We start from the raw sequence: 24,409 nt of genomic DNA on the forward strand, positions 1-24,409 counted from the left end.
AGGGTGTTGTTCCCCGACTGCAGGTGATACCGGTCGCTCCCCTCGCAGGCGCCCTGATCAGCGCAGAGTCTCCCGGATGACGCAGCGGGTGCCCGTGTAGATGGTGGGCATGCATTTGTTGCAGTGGATGCAGAGTCCCTCGGGCACGTGCCGGTCGCGGAACTTGTTGACGAGGTCCGGGTCGCGGAGCAGGGCGCGCGCCATCGCGACGAACTCGAACCCTTCGCAGAGTGCGTTCTCGATGGTGTCCAGCCTGTTGACGCCGCCGAGGAGGATGAGCGGCATCGACAGGGCCTCGCGGAACTGCCGGGCCATCGGGAGGAAGAAGGCTTCCTCGAACGGGTAGGTCGGAAAGATGCGCGGCCCGTAGACCTTCAGGCCCCAGCCCACCAGCTTGGGCTGTGAGGCAACGAATTCCGCCATGGGGACCTCGCCGCGGAAGAAGTACATCCCGTTGAGCAACGAGCTGCCGCCGGTGAGCTGCAGTGCGTCGAGGTGCCCGTCGGCTTCGAGGAGCTGCGCGATGCGAAGACTGTCGTCGAGCCACAGCCCTTTCGGAACACCGTCCGTCATGTTGAATTTGGCCGTGACGGCCACCGAGTCGCCGACGGCGTGGCGCACTCTCTCGATCACCCGCCGGGGGAAGGCTGCCCGCCGCTCCAGGCTGCCTCCGTACTCGTCGGTGCGCTTGTTGAGGTTGGGACTCATGAACGAGCTGAGAAGATAGTTGTGGCCGAGGTGGACCTCGATCGCGTCGAATCCGGCCTCGACGGCATTGCGGGCCGCGTCCTCGAAGTCGCGGGTGACCTGGTCGAGTTCGTCCCGCGTGGCACCCTTCACCAGACCCATGGCGGGCGGACTGAGCCGCGTGGACGGCGCGAGGGTCTTGGTGCGGTTGGACAGCGTGTTCGCGACGAGACCGGCATGACCGATCTGCGCCGCGACCGACCCCCCTTCGGCGTGGACGGCGTCGGTGAGCCGGCGCAGATCGGGGACGCGGGCACGGTCGAGCACAAGAGTGTTCGCGTGGACGCGTCCGCCGGGTGAGACGGCGCAGTACGCGACGGTCGTCAGTGCGGCACCACCGCGAGCGACCTCGGCGTGGAAGTCGACGAGCTGGTCGGTGACCCGGCCGCGCGGCATGACGCCCTCGAACGTGGCCGCCTTCACGATTCGGTTGCGCAACGTCAGGGGTCCCAGGCGGGCCGGCTCCCAGATGCCGGGGTGAGGTGGTGGAACGGTCATGGTGGTCTGCCTTCGAGGGTGGGGGTGTGAGGGCGTTCAGGCGAAGGTCGCGGCCAGCGCCGCGCGGGCAGGTCGCCAGGTGAGCCCGAGCTCGTCGCGGGTTCGCGAGTCGTCGGTGGGGGTCGCGGAGGTGAGCAGCCAGGCGGCCTCGTAACTGAGCCCGGCGCTGAGGGGTGTGAACTTGCCGATCACGTCGGCGATCCGCCCGATCGTGCGAAAGCTGCTGCCCGACAGCGGGATGCGCCGGAGTCGACGGCCCGAGGAGTGTTCGAGGACGTCGATGAGCTGGTTGAACTCGACGAGTTCGCCGCCGCAGACGTATCGCCGGGGACCGTGGCCGGGGTGCATCGCGGCGGCGTGGACCGCGGCCACGTCGCGGACGTCGATCATCTGCATGCCACCGTCGAATCGGGGTGCCACCCCGCCGCTGATGATCGCGCCCCATCCCTGTTCGGTGACGCCCTGCGTGGATCCGAGCCCGGGACCGACGACGCTCGTCGGGTAGGTGATGACCACGGGGGCGCCCGCGTCCTGGAGCGCTCGGGCGATGCGATCGGCCGCGGCTTTGGTGCGGCCGTACGCGCTGCGACCCGACGCCGTCGGACTGTCCGGTCCGATGACGGCGTCGGGCGACGGAAACAGGGCGCTGAAACTCGCGACGTGGATGATCGGGTCGAGTCCGCGGAAGGCCGCCCGGGTGAGGATCGCGGCGGTGGCCTGCGTGTTGATCTCCCACATCAGTTGTTCGCGTCGGTCGTCGGTGCCCACTACCCCGGCGGCGTGGAGGAGGGCGTCGCAGCCGTCGAGGAGGCGTCCGACCGCCTGGGTGTCGCGGATGTCGCCGACCACCTGCTCGATCCGCGCGGCGTCGTCCCCGGCCGCCGCCAGCAGGCCGTCGGGAGATTCGGCGGGCAGCACCAGCAGTCGAACCGTGTGGCCGGCGGCGAGGAGCGCCAGCGTGGTGTGGGCGCCGACGTATCCGGTGCCGCCGGTGACCGCGATCTTCATGTGTCCGCCCTGTTCGAATTACGGTGCCACTGGACTCGTAATAGGCACGATATAGCGCGGAAGGCACTTCTGTCCCACAATTCGAACCAATGAATGCAACTGGAACCGGCCGCCCCCGCGACCCGCGGATCGACACCGACGTCCTCGCGGTCACCCGGGCGATGCTCGTGGAATCGGGCTGGGAACAACTCAGCATGCGGGCCATCGCTACCCGCTCCGGGGTGAGCAGGGCGTCGATCACCAGACGGTGGCCGTCGAAGGCACACCTCGTTCTCGACGCCATCCTCGGCGCGACACCCGACCTGACACCGTTCGAGGGCACCGATCGTGAAGGCTGGGTCCGCTGGGTGGTGACCGGCAGCGCCGAATTGTTCTCACGACCGGAGGTGCGAGCGGCCACGCCGGGTCTGCTGGCGGCGATCCGGGACCACGACGATCTCCGGACCGCGCTCTGGCGGGGATTCAGCGGGCCGAGTACTCAGCTGTTCGGGAGCGAGGGTGGCCCGGATGAGTCGAGCACCGCGACGGCGGTGCTGGTGCTCGCCGCCGGTGCCGCACTGTTCACGAGCCTGATCGCCGTCGAGGACGACACTCCGGAACTGCGTGCGAAGATCCTCGAGCTCCTCATGCCGGTCGCGCGTTCGGAGCGGGAAAGATTTTGATAATCAACCGATCTCGGTGACAGCGATCGTCGCCGGATCTCCCGCGCCGCACTCGCGGCCCACCACCAGGGCCGTGATCTGCGGTGGACGCGGCGCAGCCACCAGCAGCAGTACCCCGGGAACACCGTCGAGGCGAACCTCACCGGACCCGAGAAGGGGGCGGGACGGTTCGATGCCGTTGGCGCGCAGGCATTCTGCGAGCTGTGCGGGATCCTCGAGTGGTCCGAGCTGCCGCGAACCGATCACGGTGAGGAGGCGTCCGGAATCGAGATCGGTGCCCAGATCGAGAACGGCTGGTGCCGGTGAGGTTTCGGAACTGGGCAGGGCAACGGCCGGCTCGGATTCCCGGCTGTCCGGCGTGACGACCGCGACGGCCACCACGACCGCTGCCGCCGCCGCGAAGGTCCCCGCGGCCGCAGCCGCCCACTTCCGTCGCCGGGCGAGCGGCACCACGGTGGCCTCGGCAGGTGTGTCCCGTTCCGCCGCGAGAGCGCGGTTGATGCGGTCGGCGACGTCGGCGGGAATCGGGGTCGAGACGGAATGATCGCGTCCGAGCGCGCCGAGCTGATCGGTGACCCGGTCGAGTGCGTCGATCACGGCCATGGCCTGCGGGTCTTTCCGGACGAGCGGCCACAGGCGATCGCTGCCCGACTCCGGCAGCACCCCGGCGTGGAGATCGGCGAGCAGGTCCTCGGAGTACGGCGGTGCGGGCAGCGCGGCATCGGAAGGGTCGGGTTCACGGTCGGCCATGGCACCTCCTCACCGGTTCATTGTGGTCCGGGACATTGGGACACTTCCCCGCCCCTACTACGTTTTGACGCCCCGGAGTCATGATCGGTTCCCCTCCACCCGAAAATATTCGAGAGAGGAGGCCAGCTTCTTCCGGCCGCGGGCGCAGCGGCTCTTGACGGTGCCTTCCGGAACCCCGAGAAGCGCGGCCGCCTCGCTGGTCGAACGGCCCTCGAGGTCGACAGCCACGATCGCGGTCCGCTGGTCCGGGGGGAGCTGCGCCAGTGCGCGCTCGACCACCAGGCTGAGCTCCACCTCGGAAACGTAGTCGCGGGTATCGCGCGGTTCGTCGTCCTCGTCGGCGGACAGGGACACCGCCGGCCGAGCCTTGTTCCGGCGGATGCGGTCGAGGCAGGCGTTGACCACGATCGTGTGCAGCCAACTCCGGACCGCGGCGTCCCGGCGGAACGAGCCCGCGTTGCGATGCGCGGACAGCAGCGCCTCCTGCAGGGCGTCCGCCGCGTCCTCGGTGGTGTAGCTGGTGCGTTTGGCGACGTGCCACAGATGGTCGTAGTGCCGTCCGAGCAGTGTCTCGAATGCGTGCCGATCGCCGGCGACGTGCGCAGCCAACAGGTCGACGTCCGAGGGCTCACCCTCGGAATCCCCCCGGAAGATTCGCACCGGCGGATGTTAGCTCAGTTCGCCGATCCGCGAGCACCGGGTGCCGACTACGTCGCGGCGTTGAAACCGATGTCGGCGATGGACGATTGGTTCTTGCCACCGGAATTGCTCAGGCCGGTGATCCACACCAGGACGTTCTTGGTGGGTCCCTCCGACTTCACCGGGATCTCGGTGACACCGTTGCCGAGGACCTTCGAGCCGAGCACCTGCGTCTGGTCGAGGGTCGGGTTCTCCGACGGCGCGCTGCGAATCTCGACGTTGGTGCCCGGTGTCGGCGAGTTGATCCACACGCTCGACAGTGTCGCCGGCTCGTCCAGCGTGACCATCAGGCCCACACCGTTCTTCAGCGCGGGGAACGGCTGGAAGTACGAGTCGGTGCTCCACACGGTGGACGTGTTGCCGTCGACGGCCAGCCGGGCGTTCGCGGCGGAGTCGGGTGTGCCCTGCGGCGAGAACACCGTCGCCCCCGAGGGGCTGACCGGCGCGACGTTCGCGGCCGGGGCGGGCGCGGGCGCGGGCGACTCGGGGTTGGGCGGGGCCTCGGCCGACGTGGTGAGCCCGAAGTCCTGTTCGGTGAGCGGCGCGTCCGAACTACTGCCCGTGAGGAACGTCGCGAGCCAGAAGCCCAGGAGCGCCAGCACGATGATCGTCACGACCGCGAGGCCCACGAGCGCCGCGATCATCCGGTTGGACTTCTTCTTCTCCGCCTCCAGTGCTTCCGGGTCGGCGAGAGCGTGACCGGTCGTGCCGGGGCCACGTTGCCCGAGCCTCAGCACGGGGATGAATTCGGTCTTGTCGTTGACGACGGACGCCTGGTCGAGAATGTGCTGCACGGTGGCCGCCGTGCGGATTCCCCCGTTCGGCTCGAGTGAGCGCAGCGCCACCGCGGAAATCTCGAACGGGACCTCCGGCCGGATCACCCGCGGTCCGATGGGCTGCCCGCTCGAGTCGCGGTCGGCCAGTCGCATACCGCCGACGCTGCCCGGACGGTTCGAACCCGACGGGTCACCCGCGGGAGCGGACGGGTCGCCCAGCGGCCAGCGCGCGGTGATGAGGGCGTAGAGCATGGCGCCCAGTCCGCGCACGTCGGAACTCGAGTCGGAGTCGGCGAGCGTGGCCGGGAACGCCAGCACGGCATCGCCGTTGATGCTGATACGGACGCGGTCGGGGTGGTCGATGGACAGTGCCCCACCGGCCCGGTGCGCGGTCTCGGCGGCCGCGGCGAGCGCGCGGATGGCACTGGCGGCGCCGATCGGAGACGGCTTGGTGTCGGCCATCTCCCGCAGCGAGCGGCCCGGGGTCCATTCGGCGACGACGATGCCGCCGGAGCTACCGCGGACCACATCGAGCACACGGGCGAGTCCCGGCGAGTTGATCCGGCCCAGTCGCAGGGTGCGCGACAGAATGGCTTGCGGGCCTTCGGGACCGGCCGAGGTGGAGCGCTGTTCGGCATCCACGAACGTCAGAGCCACCTCGCGGTCGAGCTTGACGTCCAGCGCCTGCCAGAACTGCAGTCCCCGCGAACCGCCGTGCGGTGTCAGCAGGCGGTACCGACCGCCCGCGACGGACGCGCCGGGAATGAGCTTGGGGCCACGGGGAGTACGACGAGGACCTGCGCCGGGCTCACGTCCGGGCGCCGGTGTGATCGGGATCACGCCGGTGTCGTAACTGAGATCCCGTGCGGGGGCCGCGCCCATGTGACGTGTGTCTCTGGGCGATTCGCCTGCGTCGTCGGCGGGAGTCTTCGGCGCAGCCTTCGTCTGCGCATCCGCAGGATCGCCGGTCTCCTTGCTCTGCCCTGTTTTCGGAGTGTCTGCGGAGCCCGAGGACGTGGCTGCGTCCTTCTTCTGCGGTGCGTCGGTGCCGGCCTGCTTGTCGGACTTCGCGGAGTCGGTGGAGGCCGACTCGGACGAGATCCGGGTGGTCGGGGCGTCGACGCCGTTGGGGGCGGCGGCCGAATCGCGTTCGGACGCTTGCACCGTAGAACCTCCGGCTCTCTTGCTGCCGGCCACGTCGTCGTCGCTCACCCTCACTCCTTCATTCTCGAATGCCCAACTCCGACCAGTACCGGGCGGCGATCCGACCCGCTCGTGTCCAGGGTACGGGAGTCCACCGGGTCGTTCGATACCACGCGGCTGTGCCCCGAAGTCGTGCGGTGTGGCGCGGACCACGGGAATCAGTTCTGTTTCGGCGTCTGCGAGCGGGTCGGCCTCCGGTTCCGGTGCGGCGCCGCGGCCGCGCAGGGCGCGAACCTTGCGGGCGACGGCGACGGTGATGGACACGATTTCGGGGATCTTCGCGAACCAGAGGATCACGAAGGTGACGACGAGCATGAGGACACCGCTGATCATGACCCGGACCATCGAGCCCGGACCGCCGAACAAACTGGTGAGGCGGTCGAGCCCGAGGAGGCGGTCGGCGCCGAGCATGACGAGCGCACCCGCCATCGACGCGAGCACCACCACCCACACCGTCTTGCCGACGTTCGCCATCTGCAGGTTGCCGAGACTGCGGTGCAACAGCCAGCCCCCGACGAGCGCGCCGGTGATGTAGCCGAGGCCGTTGGCCACGCCGAGCAGGATCACCACCTGGTCGTCGCTGGAGGCGATCATCGGGGTGAGCGCCGACAGCGCGATCTTCACCGCGGTGATCCCCAGGACGATCCACGTGGGGGTCCACGCCTGCTCGCGGGCGTAGAACACGCGGAGCTGGATCAGCACCAGGGAATAGGGAATGAGCGTGAAGGCCGACCAGCTGACGGCCTGACCGAGGCGTTCGGCGTCACCGGTCCCGAAGTTGCCGTACCCGTAGAGCGCCTGGCCGATCTCGGGGCCGGCGAACGTGAGGAACGTGATGATCGGGATGAGGGAGATCATCGTCAGGCGGGTGGCGACGGACAGGTCGTCGACCACGGCCGGGGTGTCGTCGGCGGCGGCGTTGCGGCTGAGTCGCGGCATGATCGCCGTCAGCACCGTCACACCGAGCACGCCGTACGGCAGCTGCAGCAGGAGCCACGCGTTGTTGTAGATCGCGGGACCCGACGCGTCCGCGTGTGACGAGATGCGGGTGGCGACGATCATGCCCGCCTGGCTGATCAGCACGTACAGGATGATCGCGACGGCCATGCCGCCGAATTGCTTGAGCCGGTCGTCGAGGCCCCACAGCGGTTTCAGCGAGATGCCTTCGCGCCGGATCGCAGGCACCAGGCTCATCGCCTGCACCACGACACCGAGCGTGACGCCCACACCGAGGACCAGCAGTTTCGGGTCGCTCATCCGCACCGGGTCGAGGGTGATCTCCCCCGGTGTCGCGTAGTAGATCACCAGCACGGTGAGCATCACGACGTTGTTCAGCACCGGCGCCCACGCACCGGGTTTGAACACCTGCCGGGTGTTGAGAATGGCCGTGAGCAGCGCCGACAGTCCGTAGAACAGGATCGCGGGCAGGAGGAGATAGGACAGAGCTGTGGTGAGGGACGTGTTCACCTTGCCGTCGGCCGACAGGAAGACATGCGTGGTGAGCACGGGTGCGGCGGCGGTCGCCAGCAACGCCGCCGCTCCGAGCAGCACGCACGTGGCGGTGAACAGGCGTCGCACGAACGCGGCACCCTGGTCCGGGTCCTCACGTTCGGCGCGCACCAGGACGGGCACCACGATCGCGGTGAGCACCGCTCCCAGCACGAGCTCGGAGATCATGTTCGGGATCTGGCTGGCGACGGTGAACGAGCTGGCCACCGACCCACCCAGCAGCGTCAGGACGAGGAGCTGCTTGGCGAATCCGGTGATGCGGCTGACGAGCGTCGCCACCGCGATCGAACCGGTGGACGCCAGCAGTCGGGAGTTGCTCTGCTTCTGCGGCGCGGTCGAGGGCCCGGAGTCCCGGACCGGAGGCGGCGAGGGGTCGACCCGGATGGCCGCGAACTGCACCGTCGGCGCCTCGTCCGGCCGGATTTCCCGAGCCCAGTGGTCGCGCTCCCACGGCGCGACCCGGGGATGGGAGCGATCGGGAAGCCTCTGGCCCCTACTGGGCAAGTTCCCGGTCATGAACGTTCGTACCCTTCGTCAGCTGGATCCGGCTGGCCGCGGAATCGATGCCACAGCCGGCGGCCGGCGAGGAACAGCAGCAGAGCACCCGCGCATGCTGTCAGTATCGCCAACGCCTGCCCGTACGCGTTGGACCGTACCGTCACGCTGGTCGGCTCTCCCAGTTGCTGTCCATCGGCGGTGGTCAGAGAGAATTTGACGACGAGCTTGCGGGAGTCGTTGGCCTCGGTGGGAACGGTGAGGGTGCGGCTGCCGCGCGGAGGCAGCGTGGTGGGGCCGATGTCGGTGATGGTCATCCCCGACGGCGCATCCACCTGGAGACGGACGGTGATCCCGACCGGCAGGTCGTTCCTGGCCACCAGCAGCAGCGGGCTCTGTTCCGACGCCAGCGTGTAGACACCGCCCGGCGACACGACGGTGACGGCGCCGAACAGGTCGTCCATGGTTTCGGCCACCTCGTCGGCGCGCACGTCGGACGCCTCTTCCGCGGACCGTCGTTCGTCGTCGCGGCGATGCGCGAGGCTCATCGAGCGCAGCAGGTCCTCGCGCAGCGGTGCCGTGAAGCGTTCCGGGGTGAGCGGGGCCTGCGGGTCGTCGACCAGTGCGGTGTTCAGTGCCTCGATGCGGGGCGTCTGCGTGGCGGCGGCGTCGCGGATATGGGCAGGGACGCCGTCCTCGGCGGCCTGATCCGGGTACTCCAGCGTGGCGACCTCGGGTGATCCGGGCTGACGTCCCAGCAGCGCGGGCAACGGGCGGGGGGTCGCCAGCCCGGAGCGCATCAGCGAGGACACCGTGGACAGCAGCGTCTTCGCGTCCTCGGCGCCGGCCGTCCACAGCTGCGGCGGCACCACCATCAGCGAGCGGGGGGTGCCTGCGGCGCGTGCGGCCTCCGGTTCGAGGGCAGACCACGACACCGCACCGAGTGCGTCCTGCAGTCGGGCGGTCTGGGAATCGTCCGAGAGGTCGTACCGGGCGCGCTGCGGGGTGTACGAGGGGGTCTGCGGTGTCGTTCCCATGGCCGCGAGCGCCGTCCCGACCGAGGGATCGAACAGCAGCGCGTCGACGCTTCCGGTGGCCGCGGGCGTCTCGGTGGCCGCGGGGGTCGTCTCCCCGTTCGCGGGAACGGGGACGGGGGGCGGTGTCGCCTCGATGACGTGGACGCTGTCGCGGGGCGTCGTCGTGTCGACGGAATTGGCGGCCACGAGCGTGGTGGTCGCCTCGTCTCCGCGGAGCATCTGCGCCGTCGCGTCGTCCAGCACGCCGGCGTCGCTCCACACGAAATTGCGCAGCGACGTGACCCCCAGCACGTTGTCGACGATATCCGCGGGGGCTTCGACCGCGGTCGCGGTCAGGTCCGGGTTCGCGACCTCGGTGATCGCGGACAGGTCGGCCTGCGCGAACGGCACCGACGTGGTGCACATGGACGCGGCCAGCGACCGGGCGCGGTCGAGCCACGCCGACGCAGCATCCTTGCCGGTGCCCTCGTGCGCGGAACCGGTGGGATCGGACGGGTCGTCCACCACCAGGTATCCGCGCGTCATGTTCTCGACGGTGATCAGCAGGTCCGGGTCGACGGCCAGGCACAGACTGTCCCGGAGGGTGTGGTCACGGTCGACGCTCTCCCGGGTGGCGAACTCCGCCGCGCCCAGCAGTTCGTCGAGCCGGCCGCCGTCCGCGAGCGACGTCGCGAGGTCGTCGTCGACGAGACGGACCGGTTCGGTGACGGAACCGGGCACCCCCGCTGCGAGCCGGGGCCGGTCGGCGAGCGGCCACAGCATGGTGACCGCGACGGGACTGGAGATGTCCGGGGGCACGGCCGGAGTGCCGGGGACCCCGAACACGGGGAGCAGGAATCGGGCGTCGTCGAGGCGCGCGGCCCCGCCGTACTCGGGGGTGCCGTTCACGTTCACCATCAGCGGGTACACGCCGGGTTCGGTGATGTCGAGAGAGACGTCGGTGTCGGACCGTAGTGGCAGCGACAGCGTGAACTGCTTGCTCTGCCCCTCGTCGAGGCGGCCCGCGACCGTGTCGAACATGCCGACCGTGTCGTACCGGGACTGATCGAGGGTGAGGGACGTGCGGAGGCCCTCGCTGCTCGCGACTGCGGGAGCGCGCTGCAGTCGCACGCTGACGTCGCGGACCGTGCGGTCGCCGATGTTCTTCACCGAGCCCGTGACGGTGACGAACGGGTCGCTGGTGGTGGTGACCGTGGACGGCGTGACGTTGTCGATGTGCAGTTCGAGGAACTCGGGGTCCTCGTCGACCGTCTGGGTCCCGGCGCTCTCGGGCGGCACGGGGTCCTGGGCCGACGCCACCACGGTGCTGGTGGGAGCCAGAACGACCGCGAGTGCGGTCAACGTCACGGCACCGACCCGACGCAAAGCCATCCTCATCCGGCGTCTGGCCCCTTCTGGAGCTTCAGGTCGGGGGCGGTCGGGGTGGTAGTCATCTTGGAGATCAAGTCACCGGCGATTTCTGCGAGTTTCCGTTCGTCTGCGTAGGCCAGGCGTGATCCCAGCTCGGCGAGCGGCACCCACGCTACCTCGGTGACTTCCACGTCTTCGTCCGACAGTTCCCCACCGAGGCATCTCAGCAGATAGTGGTGGACGGTCTTGTGGACCCGTCGGCCCTCGGTGACGAACCAGTAGTCGATGCTGCCGAGCGACGCGAGGACGGTGCCCTGGATGCCGGTCTCTTCCTCGACCTCACGCATCGCGGTCTGTTCGGCGGTCTCGCCCTGCTCGATGTGTCCCTTGGGCAGTGACCACAGCAGCCGCCCGCGTCGGTCGGTGCGCCCGATCAGCGCGGCGCACAGATTCTCCCGCGGTCCGCCGAGACCGTTGACGACGAGCCCGCCCGCCGAGGTTTCGCGAACCGTCCTCATGTGGGGTTTCGCGGGTTTGCCGACGGCGCCGCGCCGCCGCGAGTTGCGGCGACTCCTGTTCGCACGTTCGGCAGCAGACACCCCATCGATAGTAGTTGGCTTTGCCGTCTCCACCGGAACGCCGCACCCGAACCGAGACGCTTCGTGACACACCTGTGGTGAACCGAACGGCGAGGTGACAGCGTGTATGCGTATCTCGCTATTTGCGCACCTCGGTAAGCTTCCTGGACGTGACTGCCCCTTCTCTCGACGACGAGCGCCGTACGCGACTGCTTGCCGGCGCCGCGGTGACGCTGCGCGAGCTGTCCGAAGTCCTGACGCCGCTCGGTGAGAGGTTCGCTGCCGCCGGTCACGAGTTGTACCTGGTGGGGGGCAGTGTCCGGGACGCGATCCTGGGCCGCCTCGGCACCGACCTCGACTTCACCACCGACGCCCACCCGGAGCGGGTGCAGAAACTGCTGTCCGGCTGGGCCGACAACCAGTGGGACACGGGCATCGAGTTCGGGACGATCAGCGCCGCCAAGGCGGGCCAGCAGATCGAGATCACGACGTATCGGGCCGACGCCTACGACCGGGTGTCGCGCAATCCCGTCGTCCAGTTCGGGACGAAGCTCGAGGACGACCTGGTGCGGCGCGATTTCACGGTCAACGCGATGGCGGTGCGGATCGGTGCGGACGGCTCGCAGGACTTCGTCGACCCCCTGGGCGGCATGAACGCGCTGTTGGCCGGGGTGCTGGACACGCCGTCGGCGCCGGAGAACTCCTTCAACGACGACCCGCTGCGCATGTTGCGGGCCGCCCGGTTCGTGTCCCAGCTGGGATTCACCCTGCACGAGCGCGTGCATCAGGCCATCGTCGACATGGCGCCGCAGATCGAGCGGATCACCGCCGAACGCGTACGGGCCGAACTCGACAAGCTGATCCTCGGCGAGTTCCCGATCGACGGCATGAACGTGATGTGCGAGACGGGTCTGGCCGACTTCGTGCTGCCCGAGGTGCCGCAGATGAAGCTGGAGATCGACGAGCACCACCAGCACAAGGACGTGTACTGGCATTCGCTGACCGTGCTGAAGCAGGCCGTCGACCTCGAGGACGGCGACCCCGACCTGGTGTTGCGGTGGGCGGCGCTGCTGCACGACATCGGCAAACCGGACACGAAGCGCAACGAGCCGGGCGGCGGCGTGAGCTTCCACCACCACGAGGTGGTCGGCGCGAAGATGGTCCGCAAGCGGATGCGGGCGCTGAAGTATTCGAAGCAGATGGTCGACGACGTCTCGCAGCTCGTGTTCCTCCACCTGCGGTTCCACGGCTACGGCAAGGGCCAGTGGACCGATTCCGCCGTGCGCCGGTACGTGACGGATGCCGGCCCGCTGCTGCCCCGGCTGCACAAACTGGTCCGCGCCGATTGCACCACCCGCAACAAGCGGCGGGCGGCCGCCCTGCAGGCGACGTACGACGACATCGAGGAGCGGATCGCCCGGATCGCCGAGCAGGAAGACCTGGCACGGGTGCGCCCCGACCTCGACGGCAACGCGATCATGGAGCTGCTCGGCATTCCCGCGGGCCCCGACGTCGGGAAGGCGTGGAAGTTCCTGAAGGAGCTCCGGCTCGATCGCGGTCCCCTCAGCCGCGACGAGGCCGAGGCCGAACTGCTGTCGTGGTGGGCCACGCAGCAGGGCTGACCGATCGTCGATCCGGTCGGGTCGACGTCGTCATCTCCTTACTCCGCTTTCGGGCGGCCACTCACCTGAAGTGACGACGGTCACAGGACCTGGTGATTCTGCCGTGCCGACATCACCACCCGGCCCGGGCCCGGGTGCGAGAGACGTCACCGAACGCTCACGGGGGTTAATCCCGACGAAACACGGTTCACGGCAGCATTGATACAGGTCGTGAGCCGGGTGGACAGGCGGCGACCGTGCAGGTGAGGAGCTAGTCGATGCAGCAGCAGAAAGCCGGGACTTCCACAGTGAAGACCGCCTGCTCGTACTGCGGTGTCGGCTGCGGCATGGTGCTCGAGGTCGGGATCGATCCCGAGACCGGTACGCGCCGCGTGCTCAAGGCGTCCGGCGACAAGGACCATCCCACCAACTTCGGGCGGCTGTGCACCAAGGGTGCGACGAGCGCCGAGATGCTGGTGGCCGGTGGCCGGATGGAAACCGGGTACGTCCGCGACGAGCGGGGGGAGGCACCCACCTCGATCGACGTGGGCGCCGCCATCAGCGAGACCGCCCGCCGGCTGAAGGAACAACTCGACGAGCACGGACCGGACGCCCTGTCGTTCTACGTCTCCGGTCAGATGTCCATCGAGGCGCAATACCTGATCACCAAGCTCGCGAAGGGCTTCGTCGGCACCAACCAGATCGAGTCGAACTCGCGGCTGTGCATGGCCAGCGCGGGCACCGGCTACAAGCAGTCGCTGGGCGCGGACGGCCCGCCCGGCTCGTATCAGGACTTCGACAAGGCCGACGTGTTCTTCGTGATCGGCGCCAACATGGCGGATTGTCACCCGATCCTGTTCCTCCGGATGATGGACCGCGTCAAGGCCGGGGCCAAGCTGATCGTGGTCGACCCGCGCCGCAACGCGACCGCCGACAAGTCGAACCTGTTCATGCAGATCGCGCCCGGCACCGACCTCGCGCTGCTCAACGGCCTGCTGCACCTCCTGGTGAAGAACGGGCACACCGACCCCGAGTTCATCGCCGAGTTCACCGAGGGCTGGGAGGTGATGCCGGACTTCCTCGAGGAGTACACCCCCGAGAAGGTCGCGGACATCACCGGCATCCCCGAATCCGACATCCGTCAGGCCGCCCAGTGGATCGGTGAGGCCGAGAACTGGATGAGCTGCTGGACGATGGGCCTCAACCAGAGCACCCACGGCACCTGGAACACCAACGCGATCTGCAACCTGCATCTGGCCACCGGTGCGATCTGCCGGCCGGGCAGCGGCCCGTTCTCCCTCACCGGTCAGCCCAATGCGATGGGTGGCCGCGAGATGGGGTACATGGGTCCCGGTCTGCCGGGGCAGCGGTCGGTGCTCGCCGCCGACGACCGGGCGTTCATCGAGGATCTGTGGGAGCTGCCGGAGGGCAGCATCCGCACGGAGGTCGGCACCGGAACCGTCGACATGTTCGAGCGGATGGTCGCGGGTGACATCAAGGCCTGCTGGATCATCTGCACCAATCCCGTTGCCACCGTGGCGAACCGGCGGACCGTGATCGAGGGCCTCGAGGCCGCCGAGCTCGTGATCACGCAGGACGTCTTCCTCGACACCGAGACCAACGGTTACGCCGACATCCTGCTGCCGGGGGCGCTGTGGGCGGAGTCGGATTCGGTGATGATCAATTCCGAGCGCAACCTCACCCTGTTGCAGCAGGCCGTCGATCCGGTCGGCCAGGCGCTGCCCGATTGGCAGATCATCGCCCGTGTCGCCTGCGAGATGGGGTATGCGGACGCGTTCACCTACGACTCCTCGGAGGACGTGTTCGAGGAGATCAAGCGCACCTGGAATCCGAAGACCGGCTACGACCTTCGCGGCGTTTCCTACGACCGCCTGCGGGAGACACCGGTGCAGTGGCCGAGCCCGCCCGGCAACCGCACCGATCGCAACCCCCTCCGCTACGTCAACGACGGTGTGAGCCAGAACCTGCTGTCGGCTCCCGACGGTTCACTCCCCCGGCTCGCGTTCGCCACCGCGAGCGGCAAGGCCGCCTTCTTCCCGCGCCCGCACATGCTGCCCGCCGAGATGCCCGACGACGACTACCCCTTCGTCCTCAACACCGGCCGCCTGCAGCACCAATGGCACACGATGACGAAGACGGGCAAGGTGGCCAAGCTCAACAAACTGAACTCCGGCCCGTTCGTCGAGATCAATCCGGCTGATGCGCAGAAGCTTTCGATCGCCGACGGCGACAAGGTGGAGGTGGCGTCCCGGCGCGGTCGCGCGGTACTTCCCGCCGTCGTCAGCGACCGCGTCCTCGCCGGCGGGTGTTTCGCCCCGTTCCACTGGAACGACTCGTTCGGTGAGTACCTCAGCATCAATGCCGTCACCAACGACGCCGTCGATCCCACGTCCTTCCAGCCGGAGTTCAAGGCGTGCGCCGTCTCCCTGACCCGGGTGGCCCCGGTGGCGGCGCCGGAGGTCCCGGAGACCGGCGGGGCGCTCACCCTCGCGCAGGGTTCGCCCGCCGCGGAGATGAGCCGCATTCTGGGCCTGGACGACTCCGCCTCCCCCACCTTCGACGAACACGAACGCATGTACCTCGCCGGGCTGCTGTCGGGGCTGCAGTCCACCGAGATCCAGGGAGTTCCGGTTCTTCCGCGAAGCGCACCGATCTCCGGGTCCAAGCGCGTGTGGCTGGACGGTCTGATGGCGGGGCTGTTCTCCCGTTCCGACGTTCCGCAGAGTGCCGTGGTGCCGGACGCGAACACTGAATCGGTCCAGCATCCGGTGGTGGTGGTGTGGGCGTCGCAGACCGGCAACGCCGAGGAGTTCGCCGCCGAATGTGCCGAACAACTCGAAGCGGCCGGCCACGGCACCCGCCTGATGAGCATGGACGACTACGACGTCGCGGGCCTCGCCGACGTCCGCGACCTCCTGATCATCACCAGCACGTTCGGGGACGGCGACGCCCCCGACAACGGCAGCAGCTTCTGGTCCGCGCTCAGCAGCGACGAGGCCCCGACGCTGTCGCAGACCCGATACGCCGTACTGGCTTTCGGCGATTCCAACTACGACGACTTCTGCGGGCACGGCAAGCGGATCGACGCCCGGCTGGAGCAGCTGGAGGCGAAGCGCCTCACCGAGCGGGTCGACTGCGAACCCGACTACGAGGAGCAGGCACATCAGTGGCTGACCCAGGTCCAGAAGCTGGTCCGGGACCGTGCGGCGGCCGACGGTGCGACCGTGATGGCGCCCGCACCCGCGCCTGCCCGGCCCGCACCGAAGAAGGCGGCGACGTTCACACGGAAGACGCCGTTGATCACGCGATTGACGAAGAACATTCCGCTCAGCGCCGCCGGATCGTCGAAGGACGTGCGGCAGTTCGGTTTCGAAGTGAGCGATCCGGAGTTCTCCTACGAGGCGGGCGACGCTCTCGGTGTCTGGCCGACCAACAGCGACGCCGTCGTCGACGAGTGGCTGAAGGTCACCCGGTCGATCCCGGACACGCCCGTGACCTTGCCGGACCTGCCGGAGATGACGCTGCGCGAGGCGCTGCGCACGAAGCTCGAGATCACGAAGGTGACCCCCGAGTTGCTGCGTTTCGTGCAGAGCCGCACCCAGGACACCGAGCTGGCGCGGCTGTTGCGCCCGCAGAACAAGATCGCGCTCCAGCAGTGGTTGTGGGGGCGGCAGTCGATGGACGTGCTGGCGGAGTACGGGGTCGACGCCGGCGCGGACGAGTGGCTGAGCGTGCTCAAGCGCCTCCAGCCCCGGTTGTACTCGATCTCGTCGAGCCCCAAGGTCGACCCGGGTGAGGTGCAGCTGACCGTCTCCGCGGTGCGCTACAACCACGAGGGCAAGAACCGATCCGGGGTCTGCTCGACGTTCCTCGCCGATCACTGCGACGAGGCCGACGTGCCGATCTTCGTGCAGAAGGCGGCGCACTTCCGTCCCCCGCAGGCCGCCGATGCACCGATGATCATGGTCGGTCCCGGCACGGGTATCGCTCCGTTCCGCGGATTCCTGCACGAACGCCGGGAATTGGGTCACACGGGCAAGAACTGGATGTTCTTCGGTGAGCAGCACGAGGCTACCGACTTCTACTACCGCGAGGAGATGGAAGCTATGCACCGCGACGGATTTCTCACCCACCTCGATGCGGCGTTCTCCCGGGACCAGCGGCAGAAGATCTATGTGCAGGACCGCATTCGCGAGCACGGTGCCAAGCTGTGGGGCTGGATGCAGGAGGGTGCGTCCCTGTACGTCTGCGGCGACGCCAGCCGCATGGCGAAGGACGTCGACGAGACGGTCCGTGAGGTCGTCCGCACCCACGGGCGACTGGACGAGGAAGACACCGAGCTGTACATGAAGCAGCTCGCGACCGACAAGCGCTACGTGCGGGACGTGTACTGATCCGCATCTGCGGAAAGCTGCACTTGATCGGTCCGTATTTGCCGACATAGGATGTCGGTCATGACGCATGCGCGGACAATTCTCGGATGACGGGTATCCGGATACGACAGGCCGCGGAACTGCTCGGCGTCAGCGACGACACGGTCCGGCGGTGGATCGACAACGGCAGCCTCGCGGCGGAGAAGGACGAGTCGGGCCGCAAGGTCGTCGACGGCCCCGCGCTCGCCGAGTTCGCGCGCGCCAACGCGTCGAAGTCACCCGATCTGCTCGGATCGGAGTCCTCGGCGCGCAACCGATTCACCGGCATCGTGACCGCGGTGGTGATGGACAAGGTGATGGCCCAGGTCGAGATGCAGTGCGGCCCTTTCCGCGTCGTTTCCCTGATGAGCAGTGAAGCCGTCCGCGACCTCGGGCTCGAGCCCGGCAAGGTCGCGGTAGCCGTCGTCAAGTCGACCACGGTGATCGTCGAAACACCTGGAGGAGTTACATGAAGATGTCCTGGCGCCGGGCCACGACGGTGGCTGCTGCGGCCGCGCTCGGTCTCGGTCTTCTGACCGGCTGCGGTTCGAACGACGACAGCGGCGCCTCGGGTTCCGCCGAGTCGACGTCCGCGTCCGCGTCGGGTGGCGACATCACGGTGTTCGCGGCGGCGTCGCTGAAGGGCACGTTCACGGAACTCGGCCAGATGTACGAGACCGCGAACCCCGGATCCCACGTCGAGTTCAGCTTCGCCGGTTCCTCCGACCTCGCCGCTCAACTCGACCAGGGCGCGTCCGCCGACGTGTTCGCGTCCGCCGACACCAACAACATGACGAAGGTGGTCGACGCCGGGCTCGTCGCGGGCAGTCCCGTCGACTTCGCCACCAACACGCTGACCATCGTCACGGCACCCGGAAACCCCAAGGGCATCACGTCCTTCGCGGATCTGAACCGTGAGGGGACGCTGGTGGTCACGTGTGCCCCGCAGGTTCCGTGCGGTTCCGCGACGCAGAAGGTCGAGACCGCTTCGGGTGTCGACCTCACCCCGGTCAGCGAGGAGTCGTCGGTCACCGACGTGCTGAACAAGGTGACGGCCGGTCAGGCCGACGCCGGCCTCGTATACGTCACGGACGCGGCGAGCGCGGGTGACAAGGTGACGGTCGTGGCGTTCCCCGAGGCCGCGCAGGCAGTGAACACCTATCCCATTGCGACGCTGTCCGCTTCGAAGGCACCGGACGCGGCGCAGGGCTTCGTCGACCTCGTCACGGGACCCGACGGTCAGGCAGTGCTGGCAAAGGCAGGATTCGCCCAGCCGTGATCCGGGCGGCGCGCGTAAGAGTCCCGTCCGGGCTTCCGGGCTGGATCTTCGTCCCGGCAGCCCTGGGCGGACTGTTCGTCGTCCTGCCGCTGTTCGCGATGCTGGCGAGCGTCGAGTGGTCGCGATTCTTCCAGCTGGTCACGTCGGAATCCTCGCTCGCGGCACTGGAACTGAGCCTGCGGACCGCCGCCCTGAGCACCGTACTGTGCGTCCTGCTGGGGGTTCCGATGGCGGCCGTGCTGTCGCGCAGCAGTTTTCGTGGCCTGCACGTGCTGCGGTCGCTGGTGCTCCTGCCGCTGGTGCTTCCGCCGGTGGTCGGGGGTATCGCCCTGCTGTACACGTTCGGCCGGAAGGGCCTGATCGGGCAGCACCTGGAGGTCGCGGGCATCCACATCGCGTTTACCACCACGGCCGTGGTGCTCGCGCAGACGTTCGTCGCGCTGCCGTTCCTCGTGGTGAGCCTCGAGGGTTCGCTCCGCACCGCAGGCAGCCGGTACGAGCACGCCGCCGCGACGCTCGGTGCGAGCCCCACCACCGTCTTCCGGCGGGTGACACTTCCGCTGGTGCTGCCCGGGCTGGTGTCCGGGGCGGTGCTGTCGTTCGCCCGGGCGCTCGGCGAGTTCGGGGCCACACTGACGTTCGCGGGCAGTCTGCAGGGCGTCACCCGAACCCTGCCGCTCGAGATCTACCTGCAGCGTGAGACGGATGCCGATGCGGCCGTGGCGTTGTCGCTGGTGCTCGTCGTGGTCGCGGTGCTCATCGTGGTGGGTTCGCGGGGCTGGGCGTCGAGGGCCGCGCTGTGACCGGCCTGAGCGTCGAGGCGCGGGTGGATGCGCGTGGCGTCGACGTGGGGTTCGACCTCGGCGAGGGTGAGGTGCTGGCGGTGCTCGGACCGAACGGTGCCGGCAAGTCGACGGCGCTCTCGGTGGTCGCCGGCCTGGTTCGCCCCGATGTCGGACGCGTCGAACTGAACGGTCGCGTGCTCACCGACACCACCCGGGGCGTCGCAGTGCCCCCGCACCGGCGCGGGATCGCGCTGCTCGCACAGCAGGCGCTGTTGTTCCCGCATCTGACGGTGGCCGCCAACGTGGCGTTCGCCCCGCGCAGTGCCGGCCGCGGACGTCGGGAGGCGCGGGCGATCGCCGAGAAGTGGCTGGACGCAGTGGATGCGACGCAGTTCGCCGACCGCCGTCCGCACGAGCTGTCCGGGGGGCAGGCGCAGCGGGTCGCGGTGGCCCGGGCCCTTGCGGCCGAGCCCCAGGCCCTCCTGCTCGACGAACCCATGTCAGCCCTCGACGTGGCCGCGGCGCCCGCGTTGCGCGTGCTGCTCCGGCGGGTGCTGCGGGAAGGGAACCGGACCGCGGTCGTGGTCACCCACGACGTCCTCGACGCGCTGGCGCTGGCCGACCGCGTGATCGTCGTCGAGGGCGGCCAGGTGGTCGAATTCGGTTCCGTGCGAGACGTGCTGACACGCCCCCGCAGCGCGTTCGCCGCGCGGATCGCCGGGCTCAACCTGGTTCCCGTGTTCGGGGCGCAGGACGGCTTCGAAACCGAGACCGGTGTTCGGCTGCACGGTCTGCCCGACGCGGATTTCGTGCCGGGCGCGCCGGCGGTCGCTGTGTTCGCCCCCCATTCGGTCGCCGTCCACCGGCGTTCACCGGAAGGCAGTCCGCGCAACGTCTTCCGGGTGTCCATCTCGGAGATCGAGGTGCGTGGGCCGACGGTCCGGGTTCGGGCCGCCGAAGCCGGAGGCCGGTTCGAACTCAGCGCCGACGTGACTGCGGCGTCCGTCGCGGAACTCGATCTGGTGCCGGGCCTGGACGTGTTCTTCGTCGTCAAGGCCACCGAGGTCGCCCTCCATGCCGTGCGTACTTGTTAACCGCGGGCGGTTGACAAGTACTCACGGGTGCAGGGACGCGTGCATCAGGTAGACGTTGTAGCTGTCCCACTCCGAGAGCGTGAAATACAGATCCTTGTCCGTCGACCACGGATGCATGAAGCCGCCGTACGCCATCGGGTAGTCGGCCGTGTCGACGAGCGTCGCGCCGGCCGACCACACACCCTGTGGGCTCGACGACTGCCGCAGGATGATCGAGCCGCCGACGGGCTCGAGGTAGCTCATCAGCCAGGTGCCCGCGGCCGCGTCGTAGCGGACGGACAGTTCGCTGGCCACCCCACCGACGATGGGGGTCGCGAGGTGCTGGGACACGGGGGTCCACGTGCCGTCCGACCAGTACTGGTACGACGTGGTGTTGAGGACCTGATCGACCGGAACCCGGGCCAGGCCGATCGTGCCGATCCGCCCGTTGGGGGTGCCGAACATGTACACGTAGTCGCCCTGCGGCACCATCGCGGACACCTGGAATCGGGCGCCGAAGATGTTGTCCCACTTGGCGTGCTGATCCTTGGTCCAGGTCTGCCCGTTGTCGTCGGAGTAGGCGATACCGCCGTAGTTCGTGTACCACATGCCGGGGACCATGCTCCAGCGCTTCACCGACATGTAGCTGAGGTACTGACGGTCACCGATCGCGAACCCCGACGTGGGGATGGTGGTGGTCTCGAAGTTGTTGATGTGCCTGCTGTCGATGATCTCGGCGGCATGGCACCGGCTGTCCTGGACCATGCTGTCGATGGTCATGCCGTCGGACAGGTCGGTGTCGGTGCTGTGGCCGAGAACGTTGCTCCGCCAGTCCTCGCCGAAGGCGCCGGGCGGAGCCCAGTCCTTGCCGAACGTGTCGCCGAACGCGATCGCGACCTCGCCGGGCTTCGTCTCCCAGGTGATGCCGAGGTCGGTGCCGTCGACCTGCCAGCGCTTGTCCGTGCGGTTTTCCGAACCGCGGCCCGTCAGTTGCGACACCAGCCGGACGTCGCCGACCTCCGGCTTCGTCACGGGTGCGGTGACGGAACCCCGTTCGGCAGGGTTGATCTGGACGGGCGGCGCCGGCTGCGGTTCGGGTCCGGGGCCGCCGGGAACGGGGATGGGAATGGTTTCGGGACGCGGATCGATGGAGATCTTCGGGATGGGCAGCGCACTCGAGCCGGACGAACCCGACGACCCCGCAGAGCCGGAAGAGCCTGCGGAACCGGAGGAACCGGGCTCGGCCTCCGGCTCGTCGACCGGATCGGTGAGGTCGGGGCACGGGTCCGCGCACGGGTCGGCGGGAAGGTCCTGGGCGACGCGCGTCTGGTCGGCGGTCGGTCCGGGGACCGGCACCGGCACGAAGTCGGGGTACGGGATCGGGATGCTCACGGTCGGGGGAATGGGCGGAAGCAGTGGGCCGCCGCCCGGACTCGGCGGTTCCTTCGCCGGGTTGAATCCGGTCTCGCCGCACGCGTTCACGGGCAGCCACGGAGTGGTCTCGGCCGCGGCGGGGGCAGCGGTGAAGCCGATCGTCGCGGCCACGACGGCGGCGACGCACAGCGGCACTCCGGCCACAGACCATGACTTCTCGACCACGGGACCCCTCCAGATCGGTGGTCGGAGTGATGGTGGACCGACCTGCACGTTCGGGTTGAAGATAACACCCGGCGACGGCATCCTCAGTGCACGAGCCCGGCCCGTCCGGTCACAGTGCGGTCTCACTGTCGCAGAGGGAAATTTCTTCGGGTGCGGGTGGAACCGGATCCGATTCCGCTGCGTCATACCTTCATATGGATCCTCTCGAGTATTCGTTCGGAACCGGTGCCGACGCCCCGACGGCGTGGACGTCACCCGCCGATCTCGACTTGGGGTCGTCCGGCGGTGTCGACGCCGTGCGCTTGGATTTCGACGGCGACGGCCTCCTCGACGACGCGATGTGGGATTCGGACGGCGACGGCGTGGCCGATCGGTCGGTGCTCGACTACGACGCCGACGACGAGGCCCGCTACTTCACCGACCCGTCCGGCAACGGGACGTGGAATGTCGAGATGACGATGGCCGAGCCACCGGTGATCGCGGCGGTGCATACGTGGCGCCCCGATCCGGTGATCGGCAGTGCTGAAGCCATTGACGTCAGGGCCGAAGCGGGGCAAGGTGGGTTGGGATTTCAAACTGACCGAGTGTTCGAGGAGAAGCCACCATGACCGATCTGACGCGGGAGGCGGCGAGCGCCTTCGTCGCCGCTGCCGGCCTGGAACTCGACGAGGTGTCGGGGACGAAGGTCGTCGGCCACATCGACCTGTCCGCCGACCACCACACACCGTGGGGCGTGGTCCACGGCGGCGTCTACACGACGGCGGTCGAATCGGCCGCGAGCATCGGTGCGAGTACCGCCGTCGCCGACCGTGGTGAGTTCGCGGTGGGCGTGCACAACGGCACCGACTTCCTGCGGGCCCGCACCGAGGGGCGGGTCGACGTGGTCGCGGTGCCCATCCAGCAGGGCCGGGTGCAACAGTTGTGGTCGGTGGTGATCACCGCGACCGACACCGGCAAGGAGGTGGCACGCGGTCAGGTCCGACTGCAGAACGTGCCCATGCCGGGGTCGAAATAGCCCGGTTCTCAGGCAGGTTCGCGCCGGGAGTTGAGCAGGACGCCGAGCAGTCCGAGGCCGTAGGCCGCGCCACCCGCGAGTACCAGTCCGAGTGATCGGCCGTCGGGGGCGATCACGAGGGAGGCCGCGGCGATCGACGCGATGAAGGCCACGTTGAACACCGTGTCCTGCAGCGCGAACACCTGTCCCCGGCGGTCGTCCTCGATCTCGATCTGCATCGCCGCGTCTCCGGTGAGTTTGATGGACTGCCCGGCGAATCCGAGGAGGAGCGCGCCGCACAGCAGCGACGCCTGCGTGAGCGTCGCGACGAGTGTGCACTGCACGACGAGGGCGAGGATCAGGCCGCCGACGATGGTGCGGGACCGTCCGACGCGCGGAATCAGGAACGGTGTCGAGATCGCCGCCAGCAGCATGCCCGTGGCGGTGGCGCCGACCGCGACACCGAACCCGGCCAGACCTCCCGGCAGGGCGCTGACGGTGGCGGTGTCGCGAAGCACCAGAACCATGATCAGCGTGTTGACACCGAAAACGATCCGGTGCGTGCCTATTCCGATCATCGCGGTCGTGACGCCCGGTGACTGCCACACGGCGACCGCTCCGTTGCGCAGTCCGGCGGCGACGGCGCGGACCGCCCCGTATGCGGGCTTCTCGTCGGCGTGCGGACCGAGGAGCCGATGGTGGAAGCGCGACGCCGCGAACGCGGCCACCGCCGAACCGCAGGCGGCTGCCGCGACGGCCATTCCCGAGCCGCGGTCGCCGGCGCCCACGAGGGAGATGATGGCGACCGATGTCGCGGCGCCGAGTGCGGCGACGACGGAGCCCGCGGTGGCGAGCACCGAATTGGTGGCCACGAGCCAGGACCGGTGCACCACTCGCGGCAGCGCCGCCGAGACTCCCGCGAGAACGAACCGGCTCACGCCGATGGCGGCAAGGGCGAGGAGGAGGAGCGCGGACTCACCGGTCCCGGTCTCCAGCAATACGGCCGTCACCAGAATCAGCAGTCCGCGCATAACATTCGCCCACAGCAGCACGGCGCGACGGTCCCAGCGGTCGAGGAGCGCACCCGCGTACGGTCCGATCACCGAGTACGGGAGCAGCAGTACCGCGAAACCGGCGGCGATCGTGACGGGATCGGTTGCGCGCTCCGGGTTGAACAGAATCGCGCCGCCGAGCGCGGTCTGGAACATGCCGTCGCCCAGCTGACTGGCGAATCGCACCGTCGCGAGACGGGCCAGCCCGGGCGACCGCCGGAGGGTGTACGCCGTTCTGCGCCACGCCTCGCGCCGGTCGCCGAGCTGTTTCGCCATTCACA

The 24,409-nt window shown here is 68.8% G+C and carries 17 protein-coding genes and 1 pseudogene; 9 read left to right on the forward strand and 9 right to left on the reverse strand.

Going from position 1 to position 24,409, the window contains the following annotated elements:
* Window positions 1–57: 57 nt before the first annotated feature.
* Window positions 58–1,245: a 4,4'-dithiodibutanoate disulfide reductase gene (gene nox, locus AZG88_RS46460; protein ID WP_061044792.1), complete on the reverse strand. Its 1,188-nt coding sequence runs from the start codon at window positions 1,243–1,245 to the stop codon at window positions 58–60.
* A 36-nt stretch (window positions 1,246–1,281) separates the two neighbouring features.
* Window positions 1,282–2,253, reverse strand: coding sequence for an NAD-dependent epimerase/dehydratase family protein (locus tag AZG88_RS46465; RefSeq protein WP_061044791.1), 972 nt, complete (start codon window positions 2,251–2,253; stop codon window positions 1,282–1,284).
* 89 nt (window positions 2,254–2,342) lie between these two features.
* Between AZG88_RS46465 and AZG88_RS46470 the strand changes: the two genes are divergently transcribed.
* Window positions 2,343–2,915 carry a TetR/AcrR family transcriptional regulator gene (locus AZG88_RS46470; protein WP_005249126.1) on the forward strand — a complete coding sequence of 191 codons (573 nt, stop codon included), beginning with the start codon at window positions 2,343–2,345 and terminating at the stop codon, window positions 2,913–2,915.
* Between the two features lie 3 nt (window positions 2,916–2,918).
* On the opposite strand, the gene AZG88_RS46475 is transcribed toward AZG88_RS46470, so the two are convergent.
* From AZG88_RS46475 to AZG88_RS46495, 5 genes are all read right to left on the reverse strand, one after another.
* Window positions 2,919–3,665, reverse strand: a complete 747-nt coding sequence (locus AZG88_RS46475) for a hypothetical protein (RefSeq protein WP_061044790.1) — start codon at window positions 3,663–3,665, stop codon at window positions 2,919–2,921.
* A gap of 78 nt (window positions 3,666–3,743) precedes the next feature.
* A complete protein-coding gene (gene sigM / locus AZG88_RS46480) occupies window positions 3,744–4,325 on the reverse strand; it encodes an RNA polymerase sigma factor SigM (protein ID WP_005249128.1) in 582 nt (193 codons plus the stop codon).
* 47 nt (window positions 4,326–4,372) lie between these two features.
* Window positions 4,373–8,251: a murein biosynthesis integral membrane protein MurJ gene (gene murJ, locus AZG88_RS46485; RefSeq protein WP_061044789.1), complete on the reverse strand. Its 3,879-nt coding sequence runs from the start codon at window positions 8,249–8,251 to the stop codon at window positions 4,373–4,375.
* 113 nt (window positions 8,252–8,364) lie between these two features.
* Window positions 8,365–10,755 carry a DUF6049 family protein gene (locus AZG88_RS46490; protein ID WP_061044788.1) on the reverse strand — a complete coding sequence of 797 codons (2,391 nt, stop codon included), beginning with the start codon at window positions 10,753–10,755 and terminating at the stop codon, window positions 8,365–8,367.
* Between the two features lie 2 nt (window positions 10,756–10,757).
* On the reverse strand, window positions 10,758–11,333 hold the full coding sequence (locus tag AZG88_RS46495) for an NUDIX hydrolase (protein ID WP_005572816.1): 576 nt from the start codon (window positions 11,331–11,333) through the stop codon (window positions 10,758–10,760).
* Window positions 11,334–11,482: 149 nt separating this feature from the next.
* Between AZG88_RS46495 and AZG88_RS46500 the strand changes: the two genes are divergently transcribed.
* From AZG88_RS46500 to AZG88_RS46525, 6 genes are all read left to right on the forward strand, one after another.
* On the forward strand, window positions 11,483–12,934 hold the full coding sequence (locus tag AZG88_RS46500) for a CCA tRNA nucleotidyltransferase (RefSeq protein WP_005249132.1): 1,452 nt from the start codon (window positions 11,483–11,485) through the stop codon (window positions 12,932–12,934).
* A gap of 257 nt (window positions 12,935–13,191) precedes the next feature.
* Entirely contained in the window at window positions 13,192–17,328 is a 4,137-nt protein-coding gene (locus tag AZG88_RS46505; protein ID WP_061044787.1) for a bifunctional nitrate reductase/sulfite reductase flavoprotein subunit alpha, read from the forward strand.
* 86 nt (window positions 17,329–17,414) lie between these two features.
* On the forward strand, window positions 17,415–17,819 hold the full coding sequence (locus AZG88_RS46510) for a TOBE domain-containing protein (protein ID WP_005249134.1): 405 nt from the start codon (window positions 17,415–17,417) through the stop codon (window positions 17,817–17,819).
* A complete protein-coding gene (gene modA, locus AZG88_RS46515) occupies window positions 17,816–18,625 on the forward strand; it encodes a molybdate ABC transporter substrate-binding protein (RefSeq protein ID WP_061044786.1) in 810 nt (269 codons plus the stop codon). Before AZG88_RS46510 ends, modA begins: the two co-directional genes overlap by 4 nt.
* Window positions 18,622–19,428: an ABC transporter permease gene (locus AZG88_RS46520; protein ID WP_005249136.1), complete on the forward strand. Its 807-nt coding sequence runs from the start codon at window positions 18,622–18,624 to the stop codon at window positions 19,426–19,428. Before modA ends, AZG88_RS46520 begins: the two co-directional genes overlap by 4 nt.
* Window positions 19,425–20,504 carry a sulfate/molybdate ABC transporter ATP-binding protein gene (locus tag AZG88_RS46525; protein WP_005249137.1) on the forward strand — a complete coding sequence of 360 codons (1,080 nt, stop codon included), beginning with the start codon at window positions 19,425–19,427 and terminating at the stop codon, window positions 20,502–20,504. The genes AZG88_RS46520 and AZG88_RS46525 overlap by 4 nt, the downstream gene beginning before the upstream one ends.
* A 21-nt stretch (window positions 20,505–20,525) precedes the next feature.
* Here the strand turns inward: AZG88_RS46525 and AZG88_RS46530 are convergent, their stop codons facing one another.
* Complete coding sequence (locus AZG88_RS46530; RefSeq protein ID WP_061701405.1) at window positions 20,526–22,061, reverse strand: DUF4185 domain-containing protein; 1,536 nt, start codon at window positions 22,059–22,061, stop codon at window positions 20,526–20,528.
* Window positions 22,062–22,276: 215 nt separating this feature from the next.
* Here AZG88_RS46530 and AZG88_RS55415 point away from each other — a divergent pair.
* Window positions 22,277–22,525 (forward strand): annotated as a pseudogene (locus AZG88_RS55415) (hypothetical protein); the annotation flags it as partial.
* A gap of 161 nt (window positions 22,526–22,686) precedes the next feature.
* A complete protein-coding gene (locus tag AZG88_RS46540) occupies window positions 22,687–23,097 on the forward strand; it encodes a PaaI family thioesterase (RefSeq protein ID WP_009476716.1) in 411 nt (136 codons plus the stop codon).
* Between the two features lie 8 nt (window positions 23,098–23,105).
* Here the strand turns inward: AZG88_RS46540 and AZG88_RS46545 are convergent, their stop codons facing one another.
* Complete coding sequence (locus tag AZG88_RS46545; protein ID WP_061044784.1) at window positions 23,106–24,404, reverse strand: MFS transporter; 1,299 nt, start codon at window positions 24,402–24,404, stop codon at window positions 23,106–23,108.
* Between the last annotated feature and the right edge of the window lie 5 nt (window positions 24,405–24,409).

The organism is Rhodococcus sp. LB1, assembly GCF_001583455.1.
GTDB classification, from domain to species: domain Bacteria; phylum Actinomycetota; class Actinomycetes; order Mycobacteriales; family Mycobacteriaceae; genus Rhodococcus_F; species Rhodococcus_F opacus.